Source organism: Streptomyces sp. NPDC088785, assembly GCF_044750685.1.
In the GTDB taxonomy this organism is placed as follows: Bacteria; Actinomycetota; Actinomycetes; order Streptomycetales; family Streptomycetaceae; genus Streptomyces.
The window spans coordinates 48,696-69,413 of record NZ_JBIVKH010000019.1; the positions used below are offsets into that span (position 1 = coordinate 48,696).

Annotated in this window: 13 protein-coding genes and 1 pseudogene; 10 read left to right on the forward strand and 4 right to left on the reverse strand. The window is 74.2% G+C overall.

Going from position 1 to position 20,718, the window contains the following annotated elements; genetic code table 11:
• Entirely contained in the window at window positions 1-1,053 is a 1,053-nt protein-coding gene (locus ACIP5K_RS33240; protein WP_401415651.1) for a zinc-binding dehydrogenase, read from the forward strand.
• A 477-nt stretch (window positions 1,054-1,530) separates the two neighbouring features.
• Entirely contained in the window at window positions 1,531-5,175 is a 3,645-nt protein-coding gene (locus ACIP5K_RS33245) for an ABC transporter ATP-binding protein (RefSeq protein WP_401415653.1), read from the forward strand.
• Between the two features lie 8 nt (window positions 5,176-5,183).
• Here the strand turns inward: ACIP5K_RS33245 and ACIP5K_RS33250 are convergent, their stop codons facing one another.
• The 3 genes from ACIP5K_RS33250 to ACIP5K_RS33260 all read right to left on the reverse strand — a co-directional run bounded on the left by ACIP5K_RS33250 (window position 5,184) and on the right by ACIP5K_RS33260 (window position 7,709).
• Window positions 5,184-5,375, reverse strand: coding sequence for an AlpA family transcriptional regulator (locus ACIP5K_RS33250; RefSeq protein ID WP_111664699.1), 192 nt, complete (start codon window positions 5,373-5,375; stop codon window positions 5,184-5,186).
• A gap of 363 nt (window positions 5,376-5,738) precedes the next feature.
• Window positions 5,739-6,776 (reverse strand): helix-turn-helix domain-containing protein, encoded by a 1,038-nt coding sequence (locus ACIP5K_RS33255; protein WP_401415656.1) that lies wholly within the window; start codon window positions 6,774-6,776, stop codon window positions 5,739-5,741.
• Between the two features lie 12 nt (window positions 6,777-6,788).
• The gene (locus ACIP5K_RS33260) at window positions 6,789-7,709 is read right to left on the reverse strand and encodes a sugar phosphate isomerase/epimerase family protein (RefSeq protein ID WP_401415658.1); all 921 of its coding nucleotides are present in this window, start codon (window positions 7,707-7,709) and stop codon (window positions 6,789-6,791) included.
• 124 nt (window positions 7,710-7,833) lie between these two features.
• On the opposite strand from ACIP5K_RS33260, the pseudogene iolC reads away from it, so the two are divergent.
• From iolC to ACIP5K_RS33290, 6 genes and pseudogenes are all read left to right on the forward strand, one after another.
• Window positions 7,834-8,772, forward strand: a pseudogene (iolC, locus tag ACIP5K_RS33265) (5-dehydro-2-deoxygluconokinase); the annotation flags it as partial.
• Between the two features lie 360 nt (window positions 8,773-9,132).
• Window positions 9,133-9,957, forward strand: coding sequence for a deoxyribose-phosphate aldolase (locus ACIP5K_RS33270; RefSeq protein ID WP_401415814.1), 825 nt, complete (start codon window positions 9,133-9,135; stop codon window positions 9,955-9,957).
• A complete protein-coding gene (iolB, locus tag ACIP5K_RS33275) occupies window positions 9,954-10,772 on the forward strand; it encodes a 5-deoxy-glucuronate isomerase (protein WP_401415660.1) in 819 nt (272 codons plus the stop codon). Before ACIP5K_RS33270 ends, iolB begins: the two co-directional genes overlap by 4 nt.
• Complete coding sequence (iolD, locus tag ACIP5K_RS33280; RefSeq protein WP_401415662.1) at window positions 10,769-12,700, forward strand: 3D-(3,5/4)-trihydroxycyclohexane-1,2-dione acylhydrolase (decyclizing); 1,932 nt, start codon at window positions 10,769-10,771, stop codon at window positions 12,698-12,700. Before iolB ends, iolD begins: the two co-directional genes overlap by 4 nt.
• Before the next feature lie 20 nt (window positions 12,701-12,720).
• Complete coding sequence (mmsA, locus tag ACIP5K_RS33285; RefSeq protein WP_401415664.1) at window positions 12,721-14,235, forward strand: CoA-acylating methylmalonate-semialdehyde dehydrogenase; 1,515 nt, start codon at window positions 12,721-12,723, stop codon at window positions 14,233-14,235.
• 421 nt (window positions 14,236-14,656) lie between these two features.
• Window positions 14,657-16,060 (forward strand): APC family permease, encoded by a 1,404-nt coding sequence (locus ACIP5K_RS33290; RefSeq protein ID WP_401415667.1) that lies wholly within the window; start codon window positions 14,657-14,659, stop codon window positions 16,058-16,060.
• Between the two features lie 77 nt (window positions 16,061-16,137).
• Here the strand turns inward: ACIP5K_RS33290 and ACIP5K_RS33295 are convergent, their stop codons facing one another.
• On the reverse strand, window positions 16,138-16,557 hold the full coding sequence (locus tag ACIP5K_RS33295; protein WP_401415670.1) for a GNAT family N-acetyltransferase: 420 nt from the start codon (window positions 16,555-16,557) through the stop codon (window positions 16,138-16,140).
• Window positions 16,558-16,750: 193 nt separating this feature from the next.
• On the opposite strand from ACIP5K_RS33295, the gene ACIP5K_RS33300 reads away from it, so the two are divergent.
• Window positions 16,751-19,462 carry an alpha/beta fold hydrolase gene (locus tag ACIP5K_RS33300; protein ID WP_401415671.1) on the forward strand — a complete coding sequence of 904 codons (2,712 nt, stop codon included), beginning with the start codon at window positions 16,751-16,753 and terminating at the stop codon, window positions 19,460-19,462.
• Window positions 19,463-19,508: 46 nt separating this feature from the next.
• Complete coding sequence (locus tag ACIP5K_RS33305) at window positions 19,509-20,372, forward strand: ABC transporter permease (RefSeq protein WP_401415674.1); 864 nt, start codon at window positions 19,509-19,511, stop codon at window positions 20,370-20,372.
• The last annotated feature ends 346 nt before the right edge of the window (window positions 20,373-20,718 follow it).

Genomic DNA, 20,718 nt, shown 5'->3' on the forward strand with positions numbered 1-20,718 from the left:
ATGCGCGCGGTTGTCTTCGAACGGTTCGGGGAGCCGGCCGAGGTGCGGGAGGTGCCGGATCCGGTGGCCGCGCCGCACGGGGTCGTCGTCCGGGTGGCGGCGACCGGGGTGTGCCGCAGCGACTGGCACGGCTGGATGGGGCACGACCCGGACATCGTGCTGCCGCACGTCCCGGGGCACGAACTCGCCGGGGTCGTGGAGCAGGTCGGCGCCGACGTGCGCGGCTGGCGGGCCGGCGACCGGGTGACGGTGCCGTTCGTGTGCGCCTGCGGGCGGTGCGCGGCGTGCGCGGCCGGGGAGCAGCAGGTGTGCGAGCGGCAGACGCAGCCCGGGTTCACGCACTGGGGTTCCTTCGCCGAGGACGTCGCTCTGGACCACGCCGATGTGAACCTCGTGGCCGTGCCGCAGGACATGGAGTTCACCACGGCGGCGTCGCTGGGCTGCCGGTTCGCGACCGCCTACCGGGCCGTGGTGCGGGTGGGGCGGGTCGCGGCCGGGGAGTTCGTGGCCGTGCACGGGTGCGGGGGCGTCGGGCTGTCGGCCGTGATGATCGCGGCGGCGGCCGGGGCGCGGGTGATCGCCGTGGACGTCTCCGCCGGGGCGCTGGAACTGGCCCGGCGCTTCGGCGCCGTCGCCTGTGTCGACGCCGGGGCCGTGGCGGATGTGCCGGGGGCCGTACGGGAGCTGACCGGGGGCGGGGCGCATCTGTCGCTGGACGCGCTGGGGTCCGCGGTGACGTGCGCGGCGTCCGTGGAGTCGTTGCGGCGGCGGGGGCGGCATGTGCAGGTGGGGTTGTTCGCCGAGGATCCGGTGGTGCCGATGGGGCGGGTGGTGGCCTGGGAGCTGGAGGTGCTGGGGAGTCATGGAATGGCCGCGCATGCGTATCCGGGGGTGCTGGAGTTGGTGCGGGGTGGGGTGGTGCGGCCCAAGTGGTTGGTGACGGCGGTGGTCGGGCTTGAGGGGGCTGTGGGGGCGTTGGGGGCGATGGGGGCGATGGAGAGTGGTGACGGGGGGAGCGGGGTGACCGTGGTCACCCCGTGGGACGACCTGTAGACCCCACCACCGCCCGCGTCGTGACTGGACGCGCCCCAGAGGTGACCTCTCCCGCGCGCCACCGCGGTGGCTGGTCGCGCAGTTCCCCGCGCCCCTGGGCCGTCTTTCGGGTGCGCCACCGTCGTGGCTGGTCGCGCAGTTCCCCGCGCCCCTGAGGCATGCGCTGACGCGCAGCCTCCCCTTGAGGCTGCGCTTCGCGCGCCTCTAAAGGGGGGCTCTCATGGGGGAACGGCCGGTGGCGCGCCTCTCCTGCCCGGCCGGGCAGGAGATGGCGCACGCAGTGCGCATCTCAGGGGCGCGGGGAACTGCGCGAGAAGCGGCCACCGGCCCGCGGGTGACGTACGGCCCAGGGGTGCGGGGAGGTCCGGGTGGGGCTGTCACCTGGGCGGATCGGGGGAAAATCGGTTGCCCGGGGTGGGTGGGGGATGCCACGTTGCTTCGGTTTGGGCCGATGGGTGAGGGAGAGGGCGGCGCGGCATGCCGAGCGGGAACAAGGACTGGCTGCGCCGGTTCGCCGGACTGTGCTGGGCCAGACCGGGAGCGGTACTGCTGGCCTGCGCGGGCGCCACCACCGCGGTGGCACTCACCACCACGACCCCCTTGATCATCCGCCAGGTCGTCGACCAGGTCATCGTGGCGGGCCACACCCCGGCGGCCCCCTGGATCACCCTGCTCCTGACCGTGGCGGCGGCCCAGTTCGGCGCGTCCTGGGTGCGCCGCTGGTGGGCCGGCAAGGTCCAGTGGGGCGTCGAGCGCGACCTGCGCCTGCTCCTGCACGACGCCATCCAGCGCATCGACGGCCGCCGCCTGGACCGCCTGCGCTCCGGCGACGTCCTGAGCCGCGCCGTGAACGACGTGGCCGTGGTGCGCGACCTCACCGGCTCGCTCCCCCTCCTCGCCCAGAACGGCCTCACGCTGCTGGTCACCCTCGGCGTGATGCTCGCCCTCTCCCCGCTGCTGGCCTGCGTCGCCCTCGCCGTCGTCCCGCCGATGGCCCTGCTCGCCCGGCACTCCCGGGACCGGATCTACCCCGCCGACCGCGCCGTCCAGGAACGCACCGGGGAGACGTCCGAGGCCGTCGAGTCCAACATCGCGGGCGTCCGCGTCGTCAAGGGCTTCGCCCAGGAGGACGCCGAGACCGCGCGCTACGCCGGGCTGGCCCGGCGCCTGTTCGCGGCCCGCGTGCACCGCCGCTACCTCGCCGCCCGTTACGCGGGCCTGCTCGGCGAGCTGCTGCCCGGCACCGCCCGGTTCGGCGTCGTCCTGCTCGGCGGCTGGCTCGCCGTGCGCGGCGACATCACCCTCGGCACCTTCGTCGCCTTCACCACCTACCTGGCCGCGATGATGGGCCCGGTCCGCATGCTCTCCACCGTCGTCGGACAGGCCCAGGAGGCCCGATCGGGACTCGTCCGGATCTTCGAGCTCGCCGACGCCGAGCAGGAGGTGACCGAGCGGCGCGGCGCCACCGCCGTCGGGGACGGCCCGCTCGGCGTCTCCTTCGAGCGGGTCACCTTCACGCACGACCCGGACGGGACCGGCACCACCCCCGCCCTCGACGGCCTCGACCTCACCGTCGCACCCGGCGAGACGCTCGCCCTGGTCGGCGGCTCCGGCTCCGGCAAGTCCACCGTCGGCGCGCTGCTCGCACGGCTGTACGACGCGGACTCCGGCGCCGTGCGGATCGGACCCGCCGGCGCCCTCACCGACGTACGCGACCTGCGTCTGGAGTCGCTGCGCGCGGCCGTCGGCATCGCCTTCGAGGAGAGCCTGCTGTTCTCCGAGAGCGTGCGCGACACCATCCGCTTCGGCCGGCCCGACGCCACCGACGCCGAGGTGCGCGCCGCCGCCGGCACCGCGCAGGCCGACGGGTTCGTCCGTGCGCTGCCCGACGGCTACGACACCGTGCTCGGCGCCCAGGGCCTGACCCTGTCGGGCGGGCAGCGCCAGCGGCTCGCCCTCGCGCGGGCCCTGCTCACCGACCCGCGCGTCCTCGTCCTGGACGACGCCACCTCCGCCGTCGACCCGAAGGTCGAGGCGGCCGTCCTCGCCGGCCTGCGCGGGCAACTGGCCGGGCGCACCGTCCTGCTCGTCGCCCACCGCCGCTCCACCCTGCGCCTCGCCGACCGGATCGCCGTCCTGGAGGCGGGCCGCGTCCTCGACACCGGTACCCACGACGAACTGTCCGCCCGCTGCCCGCGCTACCGCGAGCTGATGCTGGGCGAGTTCCCGCAGGAGCCGGATCCCGGGACCCGGCCCGACGGACCCCCGCGGGCACCGGCCGCCGAGCGGCCCGCCCCCGCCGAGCGGCCCGCCCCCGACGGTGTACCGGAGCGCGCGCCCGACGTCGACGAGAGCCGCGCCCGCGCCGCCGACCCCGACTTCACCCTGGGCCGGCTGCTGCGCCCCTACCGGGCCCGGCTGTGCGCCATCGGCCTGCTCCTGCTCGCCGACACCGCCCTGCTGATGCTCGCCCCGCGCCTCGTCAGCGCCGCGATCGATCTCGGGGTGCGGCGCCACGACGGCGCCGCGCTCACCGCCGTCGCGTTCGGCCTGCTGGCCACGGCCGTCGCCAACTGGCTCGTCTTCGCCGGGGAGATGCGGGCCATCGCACGGACCGGCGAGCGGATCCTGTACGAGCTGCGCGTCAAGATGTTCGCGCACCTGCAACGGCTCGGGCTCGACTACTTCGAGCGGGAGTCCGGCGGCGCCGCCGTCACCCGGATGGTCAGCGACGTCGCCGCGATCGGCGAGTTCCTCCAGAACGGGCTGCTCGACTCGGCCGTCAGCGTGCTGCTGTTCACCGGGGTGCTCGCCCTGATGTTCGCCCTCGACGCCGGTCTGGCCCTCACGGTCCTCGCCGTCGTGCCCGTGCTCGCCGTCGCCTGCTGGTGGTACGGGCGGGTCTCCAAGCGCCGCTACGACCGCGCCCGCACCCAGCTCGGCGACCTCAACAGCGCGTTCCAGGAGGCCATCGACGGGGTGCGGATCACCCAGGCGTACCGCAGGCAGGACCGCAGCGCGGCCCGCTTCCACGTCCTCGCCGAGGAGCAGCGCACCTTCCAGATGCGCTCGCAGTACTCGCTGGCCTGGTTCTTCTCGGCCGTCGAGTTCCTCTCCGACGCCACCACCGCGCTCATCCTCGGCGTCGGCGCCTGGCGGGTCGCGGACGGCGCGGCGAGCACCGGGACCGTGGTCGCGTTTCTGCTCTACGTCGGCCTGGTCTTCGGCCCGATCCGCAACGCCTCGCAACTCCTCGACGGCTACCAGCGGGCCCGCGTCGGCCTCGGCCGCTGCCGCGAACTGCTGCGCGAGCGGCCCACGGTCACCGATCCGCACCGCCCGCTGCCGCTGCCCGCGTTCGGCAGCGCCGGACGGATGCGCGGCGAGGTGGTGCTGAAGGACGTGCACTACGCGTACGAGGGCGGCGGCAAGCGGGCGCTCGACGGGGTCAGCGCCCGGATCGGCGCGGGCGAGACCGTCGCCGTCGTCGGCACCACCGGCGCCGGCAAGTCGACGCTGCTGAAGCTGATCGCCCGGATGTACCTGCCGACCGGCGGCGCCGTCGAGATCGACTCGGTGGACCTGCGGGCGATGGACGGCGTCGCCTACCGCAGCCGGATCGGGCTCGTCCCGCAGGAGGCGTACCTCTTCGGCGGGACGGTGCGCGACGCCATCGCCTACGGCCGGCCGGGCGCCTCCGACGCGGAGGTCCGCGCGGCCGTCGAGGAGGTCGGTGCGCACCGGATGATCGCGGGCCTGCCCGAGGGCTACGGGCACCGGCTCGCCGAGCGCGGCCGGAACCTCTCGGCGGGCCAGCGGCAGCTGATCGCGCTGGCCCGGGCCCGGCTGATCCGCCCCGACCTGATGCTCCTCGACGAGGCGACCGCGGCGCTCGACCTGGCCACGGAGGCGGCGGTGGGGCGCGCGGTGGAGGCGGCGACGGCCGCCCCCACCACGATCGTCGTCGCGCACCGCCTGACGACGGCGGCCCGGGCCGACCGCATCCTCGTCCTGGAGGGCGGCCGGCTCGTGGAGGACGGCCCGCACGAGGAGCTGGTCTCGGCCGGCGGCCCCTACGCGGCGCTCTGGTCCGCGTACGACGACGGGGTGGTCCCCGCCTAGGGCCTTTCCTAGCGCCCGCGGTTGCGGGGGCGGGCGGCCACCCAGGCCCGGACCGTGTCGGCGTACCAGTAGGGCTTGCCGCTCTCGACGTGGTCCGGCGGGGGCAGCAGGCCGTGCTTGCGGTACGAGCGGACGGTGTCGGGCTGCACGCGGATGTGCGCGGCGATCTCCTTGTACGACCAGAGCCTGCGGTCGGCCATCAGTGGCTCCTTCCCTGGCGGGCGTCGCCCGGCGGCTCGGGGGTGGCCGTCGGTGATCACTCACCTTGTGCCCGGAGAACGACGGGCGCGGAGCCGAAGGGAGGGCTGTGGGACGCCTGTGACGCAGAACCCGCGTAGGGCGGACACCCGTGACAGTAAAGGGGCGTTTGTGACGTGAGTGATGCAAAGGGGACGCTGTGACAGCGCATGCGCCGGAGCGGGCGGGGGAGGAGCGGGCGCGCGGCGGGCCGGGCCCGTCCCCCGCCCGCACCCGTGTCCGAGCGGGGGGAACCCCCGTTCTCCGGACCCGGCCCACCGTTTCCCGCATCCCCCGGCCGTGTGGCCCGAAGGGACAAGAGTGCCTCAGGGGCGACCGGCGGTCTTGGACAAAGGCGCACTCCCGGGCCGCGGACCGGGCCGCAGCACCAGACTCGTCGCCTCCCCGGCCAGCCGGTCGGTGGCCGGCGGCCCGCCCGCGTCGACGGGCACCCCGCGGGCGAGGAAGAACGCGCGCGGGGTGCAGCCGGTCATCGCCCGGAACTCACCGCTCAGGTGCGCCTGGTCGTAGTACCCGCAGGCGGCCGCCGTCTCGACCTGGCTGGACCCCGCGCACAGCAGCCGCCGCGCGCGCTGGAGCCGCAGCACCCGGGCCGCCGCCTTGGGGCTGAGGCCGATCTGCTCCCGGAACCGGCCCTCCAAGTGCCGTACGCTCCAGCCGACATGCTCGGCGACCCGGCTCACCGGCACGGCGCCGCCGCTGTGCGCGAGCGCGTACCAGGCCCGCACGGTGCCGCTCGCCGGGCGCGGCCCCGAGCGCAGCCAGCGGCCCAACGTGACGTCCAGCAGCCCGAACCGGGCCCGCCAGGACGTCAACCCGCCCAGCTCGTACGAGAGTTCGGCGACCGCCGCGCTGGGGAGCACGCCCAGGTCGTCCGGCCGCACCCGCCAGCCGGAGAACTCGTGCAGCGGCGTCCCGAACATGGTGAAGGCGGCCCACGGGGTCAGCAGCACCTCCACCCCCGACACCCGGCCGTCGTGCTCGCCGAGGACCGGCGCGGTCGTCAGGCCGGACAGCACCGACGAGAACTCGATCGTGCGCAGCCCGTCCGGCCGCGCCCCGGCCGCCTCCCGCCGCTCGCCGACGCCGACCCAGCCGCCGGTCGCCTCGGTGACCCGGACGGTGCCCTCGAACCCCAGCATCAGCGTGACCGCGCCGATCGGCGCCTCCAGCCGGGCGCGCGGCCCGGGGAAGTCGAGCCGGAAACCGCGGTAGCCGATGACGGCCGGGCGCAGCCCGGCGTGCGGGCGCGCCGCGGCCGTCTCCCAGGTTCCGTCCGGGGAGCGCGCGGGGCGGACGGCGGGGCGCGCGGACCTCGGGGCGCGCGGGGCGCGAGAGCTCATCCGCCGATAGTGCTACACGCCGCACGACCTCAGATAGCCCCTGGTGCGCCGCGCGATCGGCAGCGGGCGGTCCGGATCGCACGGGTACATGTCCTGCTCGACGATGGCGAAGAGATCGACGTCCAGCCGGGCGGCCGCCGCGAGCACCGGCTCCAACTCCGGCACCCCGCGCGGAGGTTCGCACATCACGCCCTGGGCGACGGCCGGCCCGAACGGGGTGCCCTGCGCGCGCACCCCGGCGAGGACGGCCGGGTCGACCTGCTTGAGGTGCAGATAGCCGATGCGCTCCCCGTACGTCTCGATCAGCTTGACGCTGTCGCCGCCGCAGTACGCGTAGTGGCCCGTGTCCAGGCACAGCGACACCAGCGCGGGGTCGGTGGCGTCGAGGAAACGGGTGACGTTCTCCTCGGTGTCGATGTGGGTGTCGGCGTGCGGGTGGACGACGACGCGCAGCCCGTACCGGTCGCCGACCTCCCGCGCGAGCCGCTCGGTCTGCGTGGCGAGGTGCCCCCACTGCTCGGCGGTGAGCGTGGCGTCCTCCCGCACCTGCCCGGTCCTGTCGTCGCGCCAGAAGGACGGGATGACGACGAGGTGCCCGGCGCCCATGTCCCGGGTGAGCGCGGCGATCGACGCCACGTGCTCCCAGGTCTGCTCCCACACGGCCGGGCCGTGGTGCAGCCCCGTGAAGACGGTCCCGGCGGAGACCCGCAGGCCGCGCCGCCCGGTCTCCTCGGCGAGGGTGCGCGGGTCGCTCGGCAGATATCCGTACGGGCCCAGCTCGATCCACTCGTAGCCGGCCTCGGCGACCTCGTCGAGAAATCGCCGCCAGGGGACTTGTCGCGGATCCTCGGGGAACCAGACGCCCCAGGAGTCGGGCGCCGAACCGACGCGGATGCGCATGGGGCGTGATGCCGGGCTTGTCTGGGTCGCCATGGAGCCAGCCTTCGACGCCCCGGAAGGCATGTCAAGTATTCGTCCGAATGTCAGGACAAAATGTTGACAGGCGTCCGGGGCGCCGCTAGACCGGTGCTACCGACCGCCGTCGAAGGGATGCTGCATGGCCCCCAGCGAGTTCGACCTGATCACGATGGGGCGGATCGGGGTCGACCTGTATCCGTTGCAGGCGGGCGTGGGCCTCGCGGACGTGGCGTCGTTCGGCAAGTTCCTCGGCGGCTCCTCGACGAACGTCGCGGTCGCCGCCGCCCGGCTCGGGCTGCGCACGGCCACCGTCAGCCGTACCGGGCGCGATCCCTTCGGCGACTACCTCCGGTCCCAGCTGCGGGAGTTCGGGGTCGACGGGCGCTGGGTCACCCCGGTCGACGGCCTGCCCACGCCGGTCACCTTCTGCGAGATCTTCCCGCCGGACGACTTCCCGCTCTACTTCTACCGGCGCCCCTCGGCCCCCGACCTCCAGATCGCGGCCGAGGACCTCGACCTCGACGCGATCGGCGCGGCCCGGATCTTCTGGATGACGGGGACGGGCCTGAGCGCCGAGCCCAGCCGGGGGGCCACGCTCGCCGCGCTGGCGCACCGCGCGCGGGCCGGGCACACCGTGTTCGACCTCGACTGGCGGCCGATGTTCTGGTCCGAGCCGGACGCCGCGCGGCCCTTCTACCGACAGGCGCTGCGGCACGCGACCGTCGCCGTCGGCAACCTCGACGAGGTCGAGATCGCGACCGGCGAACGCGAACCGGCCGCCGCCGCCCGGGCGTTGCTCTCCTACGGGGTGCGGCTCGCCGTGGTGAAGCAGGGCCCGCGCGGGGTCCTGGCGCTGACCGCCGACGGCCGCTCGGCCGAGGTCCCGCCCCTCCCCGTCGACGTCCTCAACGGCCTCGGCGCCGGCGACGCCTTCGGCGGCGCCCTCTGCCACGGGCTGCTGTCCGGCTGGGACCTGGACCACATGATGCGGTACGCGAACGCGGCCGGGGCGATCGTGGCCTCCCGGCTGGAGTGCTCCTCGGCGATGCCCCGCCCGGAGGAGATCGAGGCGGCACTCAAGCCGGCCCGATCCCCCCAACCCGACCACCCCCTGACCCGGCCCCCTCAAGCCCCTGCCCGACCCCCTCAAGCCCCTGCCCGACCCCCTCAAGCCCTTGCCCGGCCCCCTCAAGCTCCTGCCCGGCCCCCTCAAGCCCCTCCGGCGATTGAGGAGCGGGGTCCGGGGCGGAGCCCCGGAACAGCACCCACGACGACCCGAGCAGAAAAACCCCGACCAGGAAAACCCCGAGCAGCAGAACCCCGGGCGAAAGACCCCGCCACCCTGATCCGCCTCCGAGCCGAACACCCCGAGACGATCCAGGAGGCGGCGACCACAAGGACCCGCCGCCCCCTCCTGCCCACCCCCGACACCCACCTCATGATCATCGCCGCCGACCACCCGGCCAGAGGAGCCCTCGCGGCAGGCGACCACGCACACGCCATGGCCGACCGCGCGGACCTCCTGGAACGGCTCTGCCTCGCCCTGTCCCGCCCCGGCGTCGACGGCGTCCTCGCCTCCGCCGACGTCCTGGACGACCTGCTCCTGCTCGGCGCCCTGGAGAACAAGGTCGTCATCGGCTCCATGAACCGCGGCGGCCTGTCCGGCGCGGCCTTCGAACTCGACGACCGGTTCACCGGCTACCGCCCCCGGGACCTCGCCCGGCGCCGCTTCGACGCGGGCAAACTGCTGCTGCGGCTCGGCTACGACGAGCCCGGCGATGGCACCGTACGGACCCTGGAGAGCGCCGCCCGCGCCGTCGACGCGATGGCCGCACGCCGCCTGCCCGTGTTCGTCGAACCGTTCGTCTCCCGCCGCGACCCCGGCACCGGCGTGCTCCGCAACGACCTGGGCGCCGACGCCGTCGTCCGCTCCATCGCCGTCGCCTCCGGGCTCGGCGGCACCTCCGCCTACACCTGGCTGAAGGTCCCCGTCGTCGACGACCCCGACACCATGGCCCGCGTCATGGAGACCTCCACCCTCCCGGCGGTCCTGCTCGGCGGCGACACCAAGGACGGCGACCAGGACGCCATGTTCGAGAGGTGGCGCAGTGCGCTGCGCCTGCCCACCGTGCGGGGCCTGGTGGTCGGCCGCTCCCTGCTCTACCCGCCGGACGGCCGGGTCGCGGCGGCCGTCGACACGGCGGTGGGCCTGCTCGCGCGAACCGGTCCGGCGACGACACCGAGGAGGACAGTGGAGGAATGACCCACCTCCCCAGGGGCAGCGCCGCCGACGGCCCGTACGCCCTGCACGTGGACCCCGACCGCATCCCCGGCAAGCCGCCCTGGTCCCGCGCGGCCCTGCGCGTGCTCGAACTGGAGCCCGGGCAGCGGCACGCCTTCGACACCGGCGGGAGCGAATGGATCGTGCTGCCGCTGGCCGGCGCCTGCTCCGTGCGCACCCCGGAGCGGGACATCGAACTGCACGGCAGGGACAGCGTGTTCAGTGGCGCGAGCGACTTCGCGTACGTCCCGCGCGACACCCGCGCAGAGATCTCCTCCGGTGCGGGAGGCCGCTTCGCCCTGGCAGGAGCGAAGTGCGGACGACAGCTCCCCGTCCGCCACGGCCCCGCACCGGAGGTCCCCGTCGAGGACCGGGGCAGCGGCACCAGCGCCCGCCAGGTCCGCAACTTCGCCGCCGCGGGCACCTTCGACTGCGACCAGCTCATCGCCGTCGAAGTGATCACACCGGGTGGCCACTGGTCCTCGTACCCGCCCCACAAGCACGACGAGCACCGCCCCGGCGAGGAGTCGGAGCTGGAGGAGATCTACTACTTCGAGATCGAGGGCCCGCGCGGATACGGGTACCAGCGGGTGTCGCCCTCCCGCGCCGGCGGCACCGACCTGCTCGCCGAGGTCCGCACCGGCGACGCCGTCCTGGTCCCGGACGGCTGGCACGGCCCGTCGATCGCCCAGCCGGGGCACGCCATGTACTACCTGAACGTGATGGCGGGCCCCGGGCAGGAGCGGGAGTGGAAGATCCGCTTCCATCCCGACCACGTGACGGAGGGATACCGATGACCGAGCCCACCGCTGGGCCGACCGCTGGGCCGACCACCGGGCCGTCCACCGGGCCGACGACCCGGCTCACCACCGCGCAGGCCCTCGTCCGCTTCCTCGCCCGCCAGTACACGGAGCGCGACGGCACCCGCCAGCGCCTGATCACCGGCGCCTGGGGCATCTTCGGGCACGGCAACGTGGCGGGGATCGGCCAGGCGCTGCTCCAGTACGCCGACGACATGCCGTTCCACCAGGGCCGCAACGAACAGGCGATGGTGCACGCGGCGGTCGGCTACGCCCGCCAGCGCGACCGGCTCTCCACCCACGCGGTCACCACCTCCATCGGCCCCGGCGCCACCAACCTCGTCACCGGCGCCGCCCTCGCCACCGTCAACCACCTGCCGGTCCTGCTGCTGCCCGGCGACGTGTTCGCGGGCCGCCCCGCCGACCCGGTGCTCCAGCAGCTCGAAGTCCCGTACGCGGGAGACGTGTCGGTCAACGACTGCCTGCGCCCGGTCTCCCGGTACTTCGACCGGATCACCCGCCCCGAGCAGCTGATCCCTGCCGCGCTCCAGGCGATGCGGGTCCTCGCCGACCCCGTCGACACCGGCGCGGTCACCCTCGCGCTGCCCCAGGACGTCCAGGCGGAGGCGTACGACTGGCCGGACGACTTCTTCGCCGAGCGCGTCTGGACGGTGCGCAGGCCCGCCCCCGACGCCGCCGAACTGGCCGCCGCCGTCCGCGCGCTGACCACCGCCGAGCGGCCGCTGATCGTCGCGGGCGGCGGCGTCCACCACAGCGGCGCCGAGGAGGCCCTCGCCGCGTTCGCCGAGACCACCCGCATCCCCGTCGCCAGTACGCAGGCCGGCAAGGGCGCGCTGCCGTACGACCACCCGGCCGACGTCGGCGGCATCGGCCACACCGGCACCGCGACCGCGAACGAGCTGGCCCGCGGCGCCGACCTGGTCCTCGGCATCGGCACCCGCTACACGGACTTCACCACCGCGTCGGCCACCCTCTTCGCCCACCCGGGCGTGCGCTTCCTGAACCTGAACATCGCCCCCTTCGACGCGCACAAACTGGCCGCCCAGCCGCTGGTCGCCGACGCCCGCGAGGGCCTGACCGCGCTCGACCGGGCGCTCGGCGCGAGCCTGCGCGCCGCACCCGCCCAGGTCGCCGCGTACACCGAGGACAAGGAGCGCTGGGAGGACCGGGTCGACGCCTGCTACACCGCCGACGACGACCTCGTCCGCCCGACCCAGACCCAGGTCCTCGGCCTGCTCGACGAGCTGGTGACCGGCGACGACATCCTCGTCAACGCCGCCGGCTCGCTCCCCGGCGACCTGCACAAGCTGTGGCGCACCCGCTCCCGCGACCAGTACCACGTCGAGTACGGCTACTCCTGCATGGGCTACGAGATCCCGGCCGCCCTCGGCGTCGCCCTCGCCGCGCCCGGCCGGCCGGTGTGGGCGCTGGTCGGCGACGGCACGTACCTGATGATGCCGACCGAACTGGTCACGGCCGTGCAGGAGAACGTCCCGGTCAGGATCGTCATTCTCCAGAACCACGGGTATGCCTCGATCGGCGGCCTGTCCGCGGCCGTCGGCGCGGAGGGCTTCGGCACCCAGTACCGGTATCCGGGCGCCGGCGGGCCGTGCTCGGGGGCGCCGCTCCCCGTCGACCTGGCCGCCAACGCGGCCAGCCTGGGCCTGGACGTGCACCGGGCGAAGACCGTCCGCGACCTGCGCGAGGCGCTCGCCGCGGCCCGCGCCGCGACCCGGCCCACATGTGTCTACGTCGAGACCGAAACGGCAGACACAGTGTCGGGCCCGCCCCCGGCGCAGGCGTGGTGGGATGTGCCCGTGGCCGAGACGGCCGACCGTCCGTCGACCGTCGAGGCCCGCGAGGAGTACGACCGGCACGTCACCGCTCGACGCCGCCACCTCTGAGACACCACAGGAGTCGCCCCATGTCTGACAGCGTTGCCAAGTCCGTCCACCACTGGATCGGCGGCAAGTCCGTCGAGGGCGCGTCCGGCCAGTACGGCCCGGTCACCGACCCGGCGACGGGCGCCGTGACGACCCGGGTCGACTTCGCCTCGGTCGAGGAGGTGGACGCGGCGGTCGCGGCGGCCAAGGCGGCGTACGCGAGCTGGGGCCGGTCCTCGCTGGCCAAGCGCACGGAGATCCTGTTCCGCTTCCGGGCGCTGCTCGACGCCAACCGCGACGCGATCGCCGAGCTGATCACCGCCGAGCACGGCAAGGTGCACTCGGACGCGCTCGGCGAGGTGGCCCGCGGCCTGGAGATCGTCGACCTGGCCTGCGGCATCAACGTCCAGCTGAAGGGCGAGCTGTCGATGCAGGTCGCCAGCCGCGTCGACGTCTCCTCGATCCGCCAGCCGCTCGGCGTGGTGGCGGGCATCACGCCGTTCAACTTCCCCGCGATGGTCCCGATGTGGATGTTCCCCATCGCCATCGCGTGCGGCAACACCTTCGTGCTGAAGCCGTCCGAGAAGGACCCGTCGGCCGCCGTCAAGATCGCCGAGCTGCTGGCCGAGGCCGGACTGCCCGACGGCGTCTTCAACGTCCTGCACGGCGACAAGGTGGCCGTCGACCGTCTCCTGGAGCACCCGGACGTCGCCGCCGTCTCCTTCGTCGGCTCGACCCCGATCGCCCGCCACATCCACCGCACGGCCTCCGCCAACGGCAAGCGCGTGCAGGCGCTCGGCGGCGCGAAGAACCACATGCTGGTGCTGCCCGACGCCGACCTGGACGCCGCGGCCGACGCCGCCGTCTCGGCCGCGTACGGCTCGGCCGGCGAGCGCTGCATGGCGATCTCCGCGGTCGTCGCGGTCGGCTCGATCGGCGACGAGCTGGTCGCCAGGATCAAGGAGCGCGCCGAGAAGATCAAGATCGGCCCCGGCAACGACCCGGAGTCCGAGATGGGCCCGCTCATCACGGCCGCCCACCGCGACAAGGTGGCGTCCTACGTGAAGGGCGCGGCGGCGGAGGGCTGCGAGGTCGTCCTCGACGGCTCCGAGCACACCGTGCCCGGCTTCGAGAACGGCCACTGGGTCGGCCTGAGCCTCCTGGACCGCGTCCCGACCTCCGCGAAGGCGTACCAGGACGAGATCTTCGGCCCGGTGCTGTGCGTGCTGCGCGTCGACACGTACGAGGAGGGCGTGGCGCTGATGAACGCGTCGCCCTTCGGCAACGGCACCGCGATCTTCACCCGCGACGGCGGCGCCGCCCGCCGCTTCCAGCTGGAGATCGAGGCCGGCATGGTCGGCGTCAACGTCCCGATCCCGGTCCCCGTCGGCTACCACTCCTTCGGCGGCTGGAAGGACAGCCTCTTCGGCGACCACCACATCTACGGCAACGACGGCACGCACTTCTACACCCGCGGCAAGGTCGTCACCACCCGCTGGCCCGACCCGTCCGACGCCCCCTCGGGCGTGGACCTGGGCTTCCCGCGCAACCACTGATCCGGTACGCACCCGAAGGCGCCCCGGCCGTCTCCGAGACGGCCGGGGCGCCTTCGGGCGTCCGGAGTCCGGACAAGTTTTGAACAAGTTCCCGGGGGCGGGCTGCGGTTCCCGTACAGAGGGGATGAATGGGGCGTCGGAAGCTCTTCGCCCCCTACACCTTCGATAGCAAGGTCATCTGCCCGCATCAACACATGGAAAGCGGCGGACTTTGCGAACAGCTAAGGAAGTCCGGGCGGTTGGCGCGAGGGGCGCGTACGGAATCCGTAGGGAAACGGCCGTTGACGTTCCGGTTATCGGCGATGTTCGATAACGCGCCGGGAGCGACGCACCACCCCACCCCCCAGCGTGTCCAGCCCATCGGAGGCGATAGCGCTCCCGCCCCACCCCGCTGCCGCACGAGTCGATCGGAACCGCCTTCATGACCGACACGCTTCGCCCCACCGCCGTCCCCGCGGCCGCGCCGGAACCCGGTGCGGCCCCGCAGCAGCTCAAGCGTTCCATCGGCGTCGTCGGCGGCACCCTGCTCACGCTGTCGTGCGTGACGCCCGCCTCCACGCTCTTCGTCGTCGTCCCCGACCTCTTCGGCGACCTCGGCACCGCCACCGCCCTCACCATCGCCATCGGCTCCCTGCTCTGCATCGGCGTGGCGTTCTGCTACTCGGAACTGGGCACCCTGATCCCCAGCGCCGGCGGCGAGTACGCGATGGTCACGACGCTCGCCGGCCGCCTCGCGGGCTGGCTGGTCTTCGTGCTCTCCCTGCTGGTCGTGATGATCGTGCCTCCGGTGATCGCCATGGGCACGGCCGACTACCTGGCCCCGCTGGTCCACCTCGACCCGTCCGTCGCGGGCGCCGGCGTGATGGGCCTGGCCACCCTCGCCGGCCTGCTCGACCTGCGCGCCAACGCCTGGATCACCGGCGTCTTCCTCGTCCTCGAAGTCATCGCGGCGGCCGTCGTCGCGGTCCTCGGCTTCGCCCACTCCGAGCGCGGAGCGGGCGCGCTGTTCTCGATGCGGGTCGCGGGCGACGGCGGCCACACCGACACCGTGACGGCGATGCTCGTCGTCTCCGGACTCGCCATCGCGCTCTTCGTCACCCAGGGCTTCTCGACCGCCGTCTACCTCTCCGAGGAACTGGAGAACCCCCGCACCTCCGTGGCCCGCACCGTCCTGGCCACCCTCGCCATCTCCACGGTGATCATCCTCGTCCCCGTCGCCGCCATCACCATGGGCGCGCCCGACCTCGCCGCGCTCACCTCCGGCAACATCAGCGGCATGGTCGAGGCCTGGTCGAACTCGGCCGTCGGCACCTTCGTCTCGCTCTGCGTCGCCCTCGCCATCATCAACGCGGGCATCGTCATGGTCATCCAGAACTCCCGCGTCCTCTTCGCCTCCGCCCGCGACAAGGCGTGGCCGGAGCCGGTCAACCGGGGCCTGGCGAAGCTCGGCCGCTTCGGCTCCCCGTGGGTCGCCACGCTCGTCGTCGGGGTGCCCGGCGCCGCCCTGTGCTTCGTCAACCTGGACACCCTGTACGGCGTGACCGGCGTCTCCGTCACCGGCATGTACCTGCTCGTCGCGGTCGCGGCGCTGCTCGCCCGGCGCGGCGACCACCGCCACCACTCCGCCTGGCGCATGCCGCTGTGGCCCGTGGTGCCGGTGGTGCTGATCGCGGTGATGGCCTACATCCTCGTCGAGCAGGACGTCTCGTACCTGCTGTGGACGGGCGGCATCACGGCCGTCGCCACGCTCTACTGGGCCTTCTACCTGCGCCCGCGCCGCGAGACCCGCTGGCTGGTGTCCCTGCCGGAGGACGCGCGCGACTAGCGCACGCGCGCGAGACCGGAGCGGGCGGGAGGGGAGTACGGGGGCGTACGACAGGGGCGGACGTAGGACGGGAGCCCCTAGCGTCCGCCCGGGAAGTCCCACGTGATCACCTGGCACGCCTCCGCCCGCGTGCCGCCCGCGCTGCGGTACGCGGCGAGCGCCGCGTCGTTGTCGAGGTCCACGCCGACCCACATGCCGTAGCAGCCGAGGCCGGCGGCCAGCTCCGCGAGCGTCCCGATCAGGGCGCGGGCGATGCCGCGCCGCCGGTACGGTGCGGCCACGGCGAGTTCGTAGAGGAACATCTCGCGCCCCTTGTCGGGGTGGACGGTCTCGACCCCGCTGATGAAACCGGCCGGTCCGCCGTCCGCCTCCGCGAGGTAGAGATGGTGGCCGGGCGCCGCGAGGAAGTCGGCCGCCCAGTCCTCGCGCGGCGGGGCGTCGAAGAGGGCGGCGGCCGCGTGCAGTTGTCCGGTCGAGGTGGCTCGGGTGATGCGCATGGGGGAGTCGTAGCACGGCGGGCCGGCCGGGGCGTCCGGTTTCGGAGCGTGAGGGGCCGGGCAGGCGGGGCTGAGCGGCCCGCCCCGTACCGCGTCCGTGGTAGACGGGCCGCACACCGTACTCCTCCGGGAGGGCACCCGGCTCCGACCGGGGACGGCGGTGACTGTCAGTGGCGACCCCTACCGTTGAGGCATGGATTCACAAGTGCGCGCATGGCGTGAGCGAGTACGCGGCGGGCCGCGACGGTTGATCGCCGTCGTGGCCGCCCTCGTGGTGCTCGCGGGCGCCGGGACCTGGACGGCCACGGCGTCGTCGGGTGCGGCGCCCACGGTGCACCGGCAGGACCGGATGATGGCGATGGGCGGCGGCGTCCGCATCGACACGTCGTACTTCACGACGGGGTCCGAGAGCCGGCGGCGGCCCGCCGTCCTGCTCACGCACGGCTTCGGCGGCAGCAAGGCCGACGTGCGCGGCGAGGCGCAGAAGCTGGCCCGGCACGGATACGCCGTGCTCACCTGGTCGGCGCGCGGCTTCGGGAAGTCCACCGGCAGGATCGGGCTGAACGACCCGCGCGGCGAGGTCGCCGACGTGTCGCGGCTGATCGACTGGCTGGCCGAGCGCCCCGAGGTGCGGCTCGACAAGGCGGGCGACCCGCGCGTCGGCATGACCGGCGCCTCTTACGGCGGCGCGGTCTCGCTGCTCGCCGCCGCCCACGACCCGCGGATCGACGCCATCGCCCCGCAGATCACGTACTGGAACCTCGCGGACGCCCTGTTCCCCGACGGCGTGTTCAAGAAGCTGTGGGCCGGCATCTTCTTCACCTCCGGCTCGGCGAACATCGGCTCGCGCACCAGCGAGGCCGGCCTGAACTGCGGCCGGTTCCTGCCGCAGCTGTGCGCCATGTACCAACGGGTGGCCGTCTCCGGCCGGCCGGACGCGGCGGCCCGCAAGCTCCTGGAGGAGCGCAGCCCGTCCGCCGTCGGCGACCGCATCAAGGTGCCCACCCTGATCGCGCAGGGCCAGACCGACTCGCTGTTCCCGCTCGGCCAGGCCGACGCCATGGCCCACCGGATCAAGGCCAACCACGCCCCCGTCACGGTGGACTGGCTGGCCGGCGGGCACGACGGCGGCGACATGGAGACCGACCGGCTCACCGGGCGCGTGACCTCCTGGTTCGACCGGTACCTGAAGGACGACGCGGACGCCGACACCGGCCCCGCCTTCCGCGTCACCCGCACCGGCGGCGTCGACTCCACCGACGGCGCGGCCACCCTGCGCGGCGCGAGCGGCGACCGGTACCCGGGGCTGCGCGGCGAGCGGCGCAGGAGCGTGCCGCTCAAGCACGCCACGGAGACGTTCCAGAACCCGCCGGGCGGCGGCCCGCCGTCCATCTCCTCCGTCCCCGGCCTCGGCTCCCTGGCGAAGCTGTCGTCCCTCGGAGTCGGCGTGTCGCTCGACTTCCCCGGCCAGTTCGCGCGCTTCGACTCGGCGCCGCTGGACACCTCGGTGCGCATCACCGGCTCACCGACGGTCACGGCGCACGTGAAGTCGTCCACCGGCACGGCCGTCCTGTTCGCGAAGGTCTACGACGCCGGCCCCGGCGGCGCCCGCGAGGTGCTGCCCTCGCAGCTGGTCACCCCGGTCCGGGTGACGGGCGCGGGCGGCGCGGGCAAGGACGTGCGGATCGCCCTCCCGGCCATCGACCACCAGGTGCAGAAGGGCCACATACTGCGGCTCGTCCTGTCCGCGACCGACCTGGGGTACGCGTCACCGGTCGAGCCCGCCACCTACCAGGTGTCGGTGGCCGGCGGGCTGAGCCTGCCGACCGCGCCCGACGTGCGCACCGCCGACACCCCGCTGCCCGGCTGGGTGTGGTGGCTGCCGCTGGGCGCGCTCGTCGTCGCCGCGGCGCTGCTGCTCACCGCGCGCCGCCGCACGACGGCACCGGCGCCCGACCCGGCCCTGGCCGACGTGCCGCTCCAGATCACCGGCCTCGCCAAGCGGTACGCGAAGTCCACCGACCGGTACGCGGTCCGCGACCTCTCCTTCCGCGTCGAGCAGGGCCAGGTCCTCGGCCTCCTCGGGCCGAACGGCGCGGGAAAGACGACCACCCTGCGCATGCTCATGGGCCTGATCGCCCCCGACGCGGGCGAGATCCGCGTCTTCGGGCACGCGATCCGGCCGGGCGCCCCGGTGCTGTCCCGCGTCGGCGCCTTCGTCGAGGGCGCCGGCTTCCTGCCGCACCTGTCCGGCCGGGAGAACCTGGAGCTGTACTGGCGCGCCACGGGCCGCCCGCCCGAGGACGCCCACCTGGCGGAGGCCCTGGAGATCGCCGGCCTCGGCGACGCGCTGGCCCGCGCGGTGCGCACCTACTCGCAGGGCATGCGGCAGCGCCTCGCCCTCGCGCAGGCCATGCTCGGCCTGCCGGACCTGCTGATCCTGGACGAGCCGACGAACGGCCTGGACCCGCCGCAGATCCGCGAGATGCGCGAGGTGATGATCCGTTACGCGCGCGGCGGCCGCACCGTCATCGTCTCCAGCCATCTCCTCGCCGAGGTCGAGCAGTCCTGCACGCACCTCGTCGTCATGGACCGCGGCCGGCTGGTGCAGGCCGGGCCCGTCGACCGGATCATCGGCTCGGGGGACACGCTGCTGGCCGGCCTGGCCGTGCCGGTCGCCGATCCGGTGGTCGAGAAGGTCGCCGCGCTGGCGGGCGTGGAGTCCGTCGTCCGCGCGGACGACGGACTCCTGATCCGGCTCTCCCCGGCCCCGGCCGAGCCCGACGGCGCCCCCGCGGCACGGCTGCTGGCCGACCTGGTGCGGCTCGACGTGCCGGTGAAGTCCCTCGGCCCGCACCGGCGGCTGGAGGACGCGTTCCTCACGCTCATCGGGGGTGCGCCGTGACCCGCGCCGTGCCCGATCCCGCCGCCCACCGCCCCGGAGGACGAGCATGACGACGACCACCCCCGCCGCGGAGCGCGCCGACGGCTACCGCCCCGGCCGCACCCTGCCCCTGCGCGTCGAGCTGGCCCGGCAGGTCAAGCGGCGGCGCACCCTCGCCATGGGCGCCGTCCTGGTGCTGCTGCCGTTCGTGCTGGCGATCGCGTTCGCCATCGGCGGCGACCCGGGCGGCAGGAGCGACCGGGTGACGCTGATGGACACGGCCACCGCGTCCGGCGCCAACTTCGCGGCGACGACGCTGTTCGTCTCCGCCGGGTTCCTGCTCGTCATCCCCGTGGCCCTGTTCTGCGGCGACACCATCGCCTCCGAGGCGAGCTGGTCCAGCCTGCGCTACCTGCTGGCCGCGCCGGTGCCCCGGGCCCGGCTGCTGTGGTCCAAGCTGACGGTCGCGCTGGGGCTCAGCCTCGCCGCGATCGTGCTGCTCCCCGTCGTCGCGCTGGCCGTGGGCACGGCCGCGTACGGGTGGGGGCCGCTGGAGGTCCCGACCGGCGGCGCGCTGGCCGCGGGCACGGCGGCCCAGCGGCTGCTCGTCGTCGTCGCGTACGTCTTCCTGTCGCAACTGGTCACGGCGGGGCTGGCGTTCTGGCTGTCGACCAGGACGGACAATCCGCTGGGCGCGGTCGGCGGGGCCGTGTTCCTGACCATCGTCGGCAACGTCCTCGACGCGGTGACGGCGCTCGGCCACTGGCGCGACTTCCTGCCCGCGCACTGGCAGTTCGCCTGGGCCGACATGATCCAGCCGCAGCCCGAGTGGAGCGGCATGATCCAGGGCACATCGATCTCGGTGGCCTACGCCCTGATCCTCTTCGCCCTGGCCTTCCGAGGCTTCGCCCACAAGGACGTGGTCTCCTAGCCCCGCGTCCCCCCGCCCTCCAGGGGGCGGGGGGAACGGCGCGACCAGCCCCCACCGCCGGGACAGCCGGAGAACGACCGAGGGGCGCGGGGGCGAGAGCCCCGGCCACCGCCCGGTGAGCCCCCAGGGGCGCGAGGAACTGCGCGACCAGCCCCCACCGACCGGATAGCCGGAGAACGACCGAGGGCCGCGGGGAACGGCGCAAGCCGCGGCCACCGCCCGGCGAGCCGAGGAACAACCCGCCCAGGGGCGCGAGGAACTGCGCGAGACGCGGCCACTGGCGGGTGAGCCGTAGAACAACCCGCCCAGGGGCGCGGGGAACTGCGCGACCAGCCCCCCCCGGCCG

What these genes read in the sequence shown, in the direction of transcription:
- mmsA (WP_401415664.1), top strand. Translation starts at nt 12,721, where the DNA reads ATGTCTGACAGCGTTGCCAAGTCCGTCCACCACTGGATCGGCGGCAAG.
- ACIP5K_RS33295 (WP_401415670.1), bottom strand. Translation starts at nt 16,557, where the DNA reads ATGCGCATCACCCGAGCCACCTCGACCGGACAACTGCACGCGGCCGCC.
- ACIP5K_RS33240 (WP_401415651.1), top strand. Translation starts at nt 1, where the DNA reads ATGCGCGCGGTTGTCTTCGAACGGTTCGGGGAGCCGGCCGAGGTGCGG.
- iolD (WP_401415662.1), top strand. Translation starts at nt 10,769, where the DNA reads ATGACCGAGCCCACCGCTGGGCCGACCGCTGGGCCGACCACCGGGCCG.
- ACIP5K_RS33250 (WP_111664699.1), bottom strand. Translation starts at nt 5,375, where the DNA reads ATGGCCGACCGCAGGCTCTGGTCGTACAAGGAGATCGCCGCGCACATC.
- ACIP5K_RS33255 (WP_401415656.1), bottom strand. Translation starts at nt 6,776, where the DNA reads ATGAGCTCTCGCGCCCCGCGCGCCCCGAGGTCCGCGCGCCCCGCCGTC.
- ACIP5K_RS33290 (WP_401415667.1), top strand. Translation starts at nt 14,657, where the DNA reads ATGACCGACACGCTTCGCCCCACCGCCGTCCCCGCGGCCGCGCCGGAA.
- iolB (WP_401415660.1), top strand. Translation starts at nt 9,954, where the DNA reads ATGACCCACCTCCCCAGGGGCAGCGCCGCCGACGGCCCGTACGCCCTG.
- ACIP5K_RS33245 (WP_401415653.1), top strand. Translation starts at nt 1,531, where the DNA reads ATGCCGAGCGGGAACAAGGACTGGCTGCGCCGGTTCGCCGGACTGTGC.
- ACIP5K_RS33260 (WP_401415658.1), bottom strand. Translation starts at nt 7,709, where the DNA reads ATGGCGACCCAGACAAGCCCGGCATCACGCCCCATGCGCATCCGCGTC.
- ACIP5K_RS33305 (WP_401415674.1), top strand. Translation starts at nt 19,509, where the DNA reads ATGACGACGACCACCCCCGCCGCGGAGCGCGCCGACGGCTACCGCCCC.
- ACIP5K_RS33270 (WP_401415814.1), top strand. Translation starts at nt 9,133, where the DNA reads ATGATCATCGCCGCCGACCACCCGGCCAGAGGAGCCCTCGCGGCAGGC.
- ACIP5K_RS33300 (WP_401415671.1), top strand. Translation starts at nt 16,751, where the DNA reads ATGGATTCACAAGTGCGCGCATGGCGTGAGCGAGTACGCGGCGGGCCG.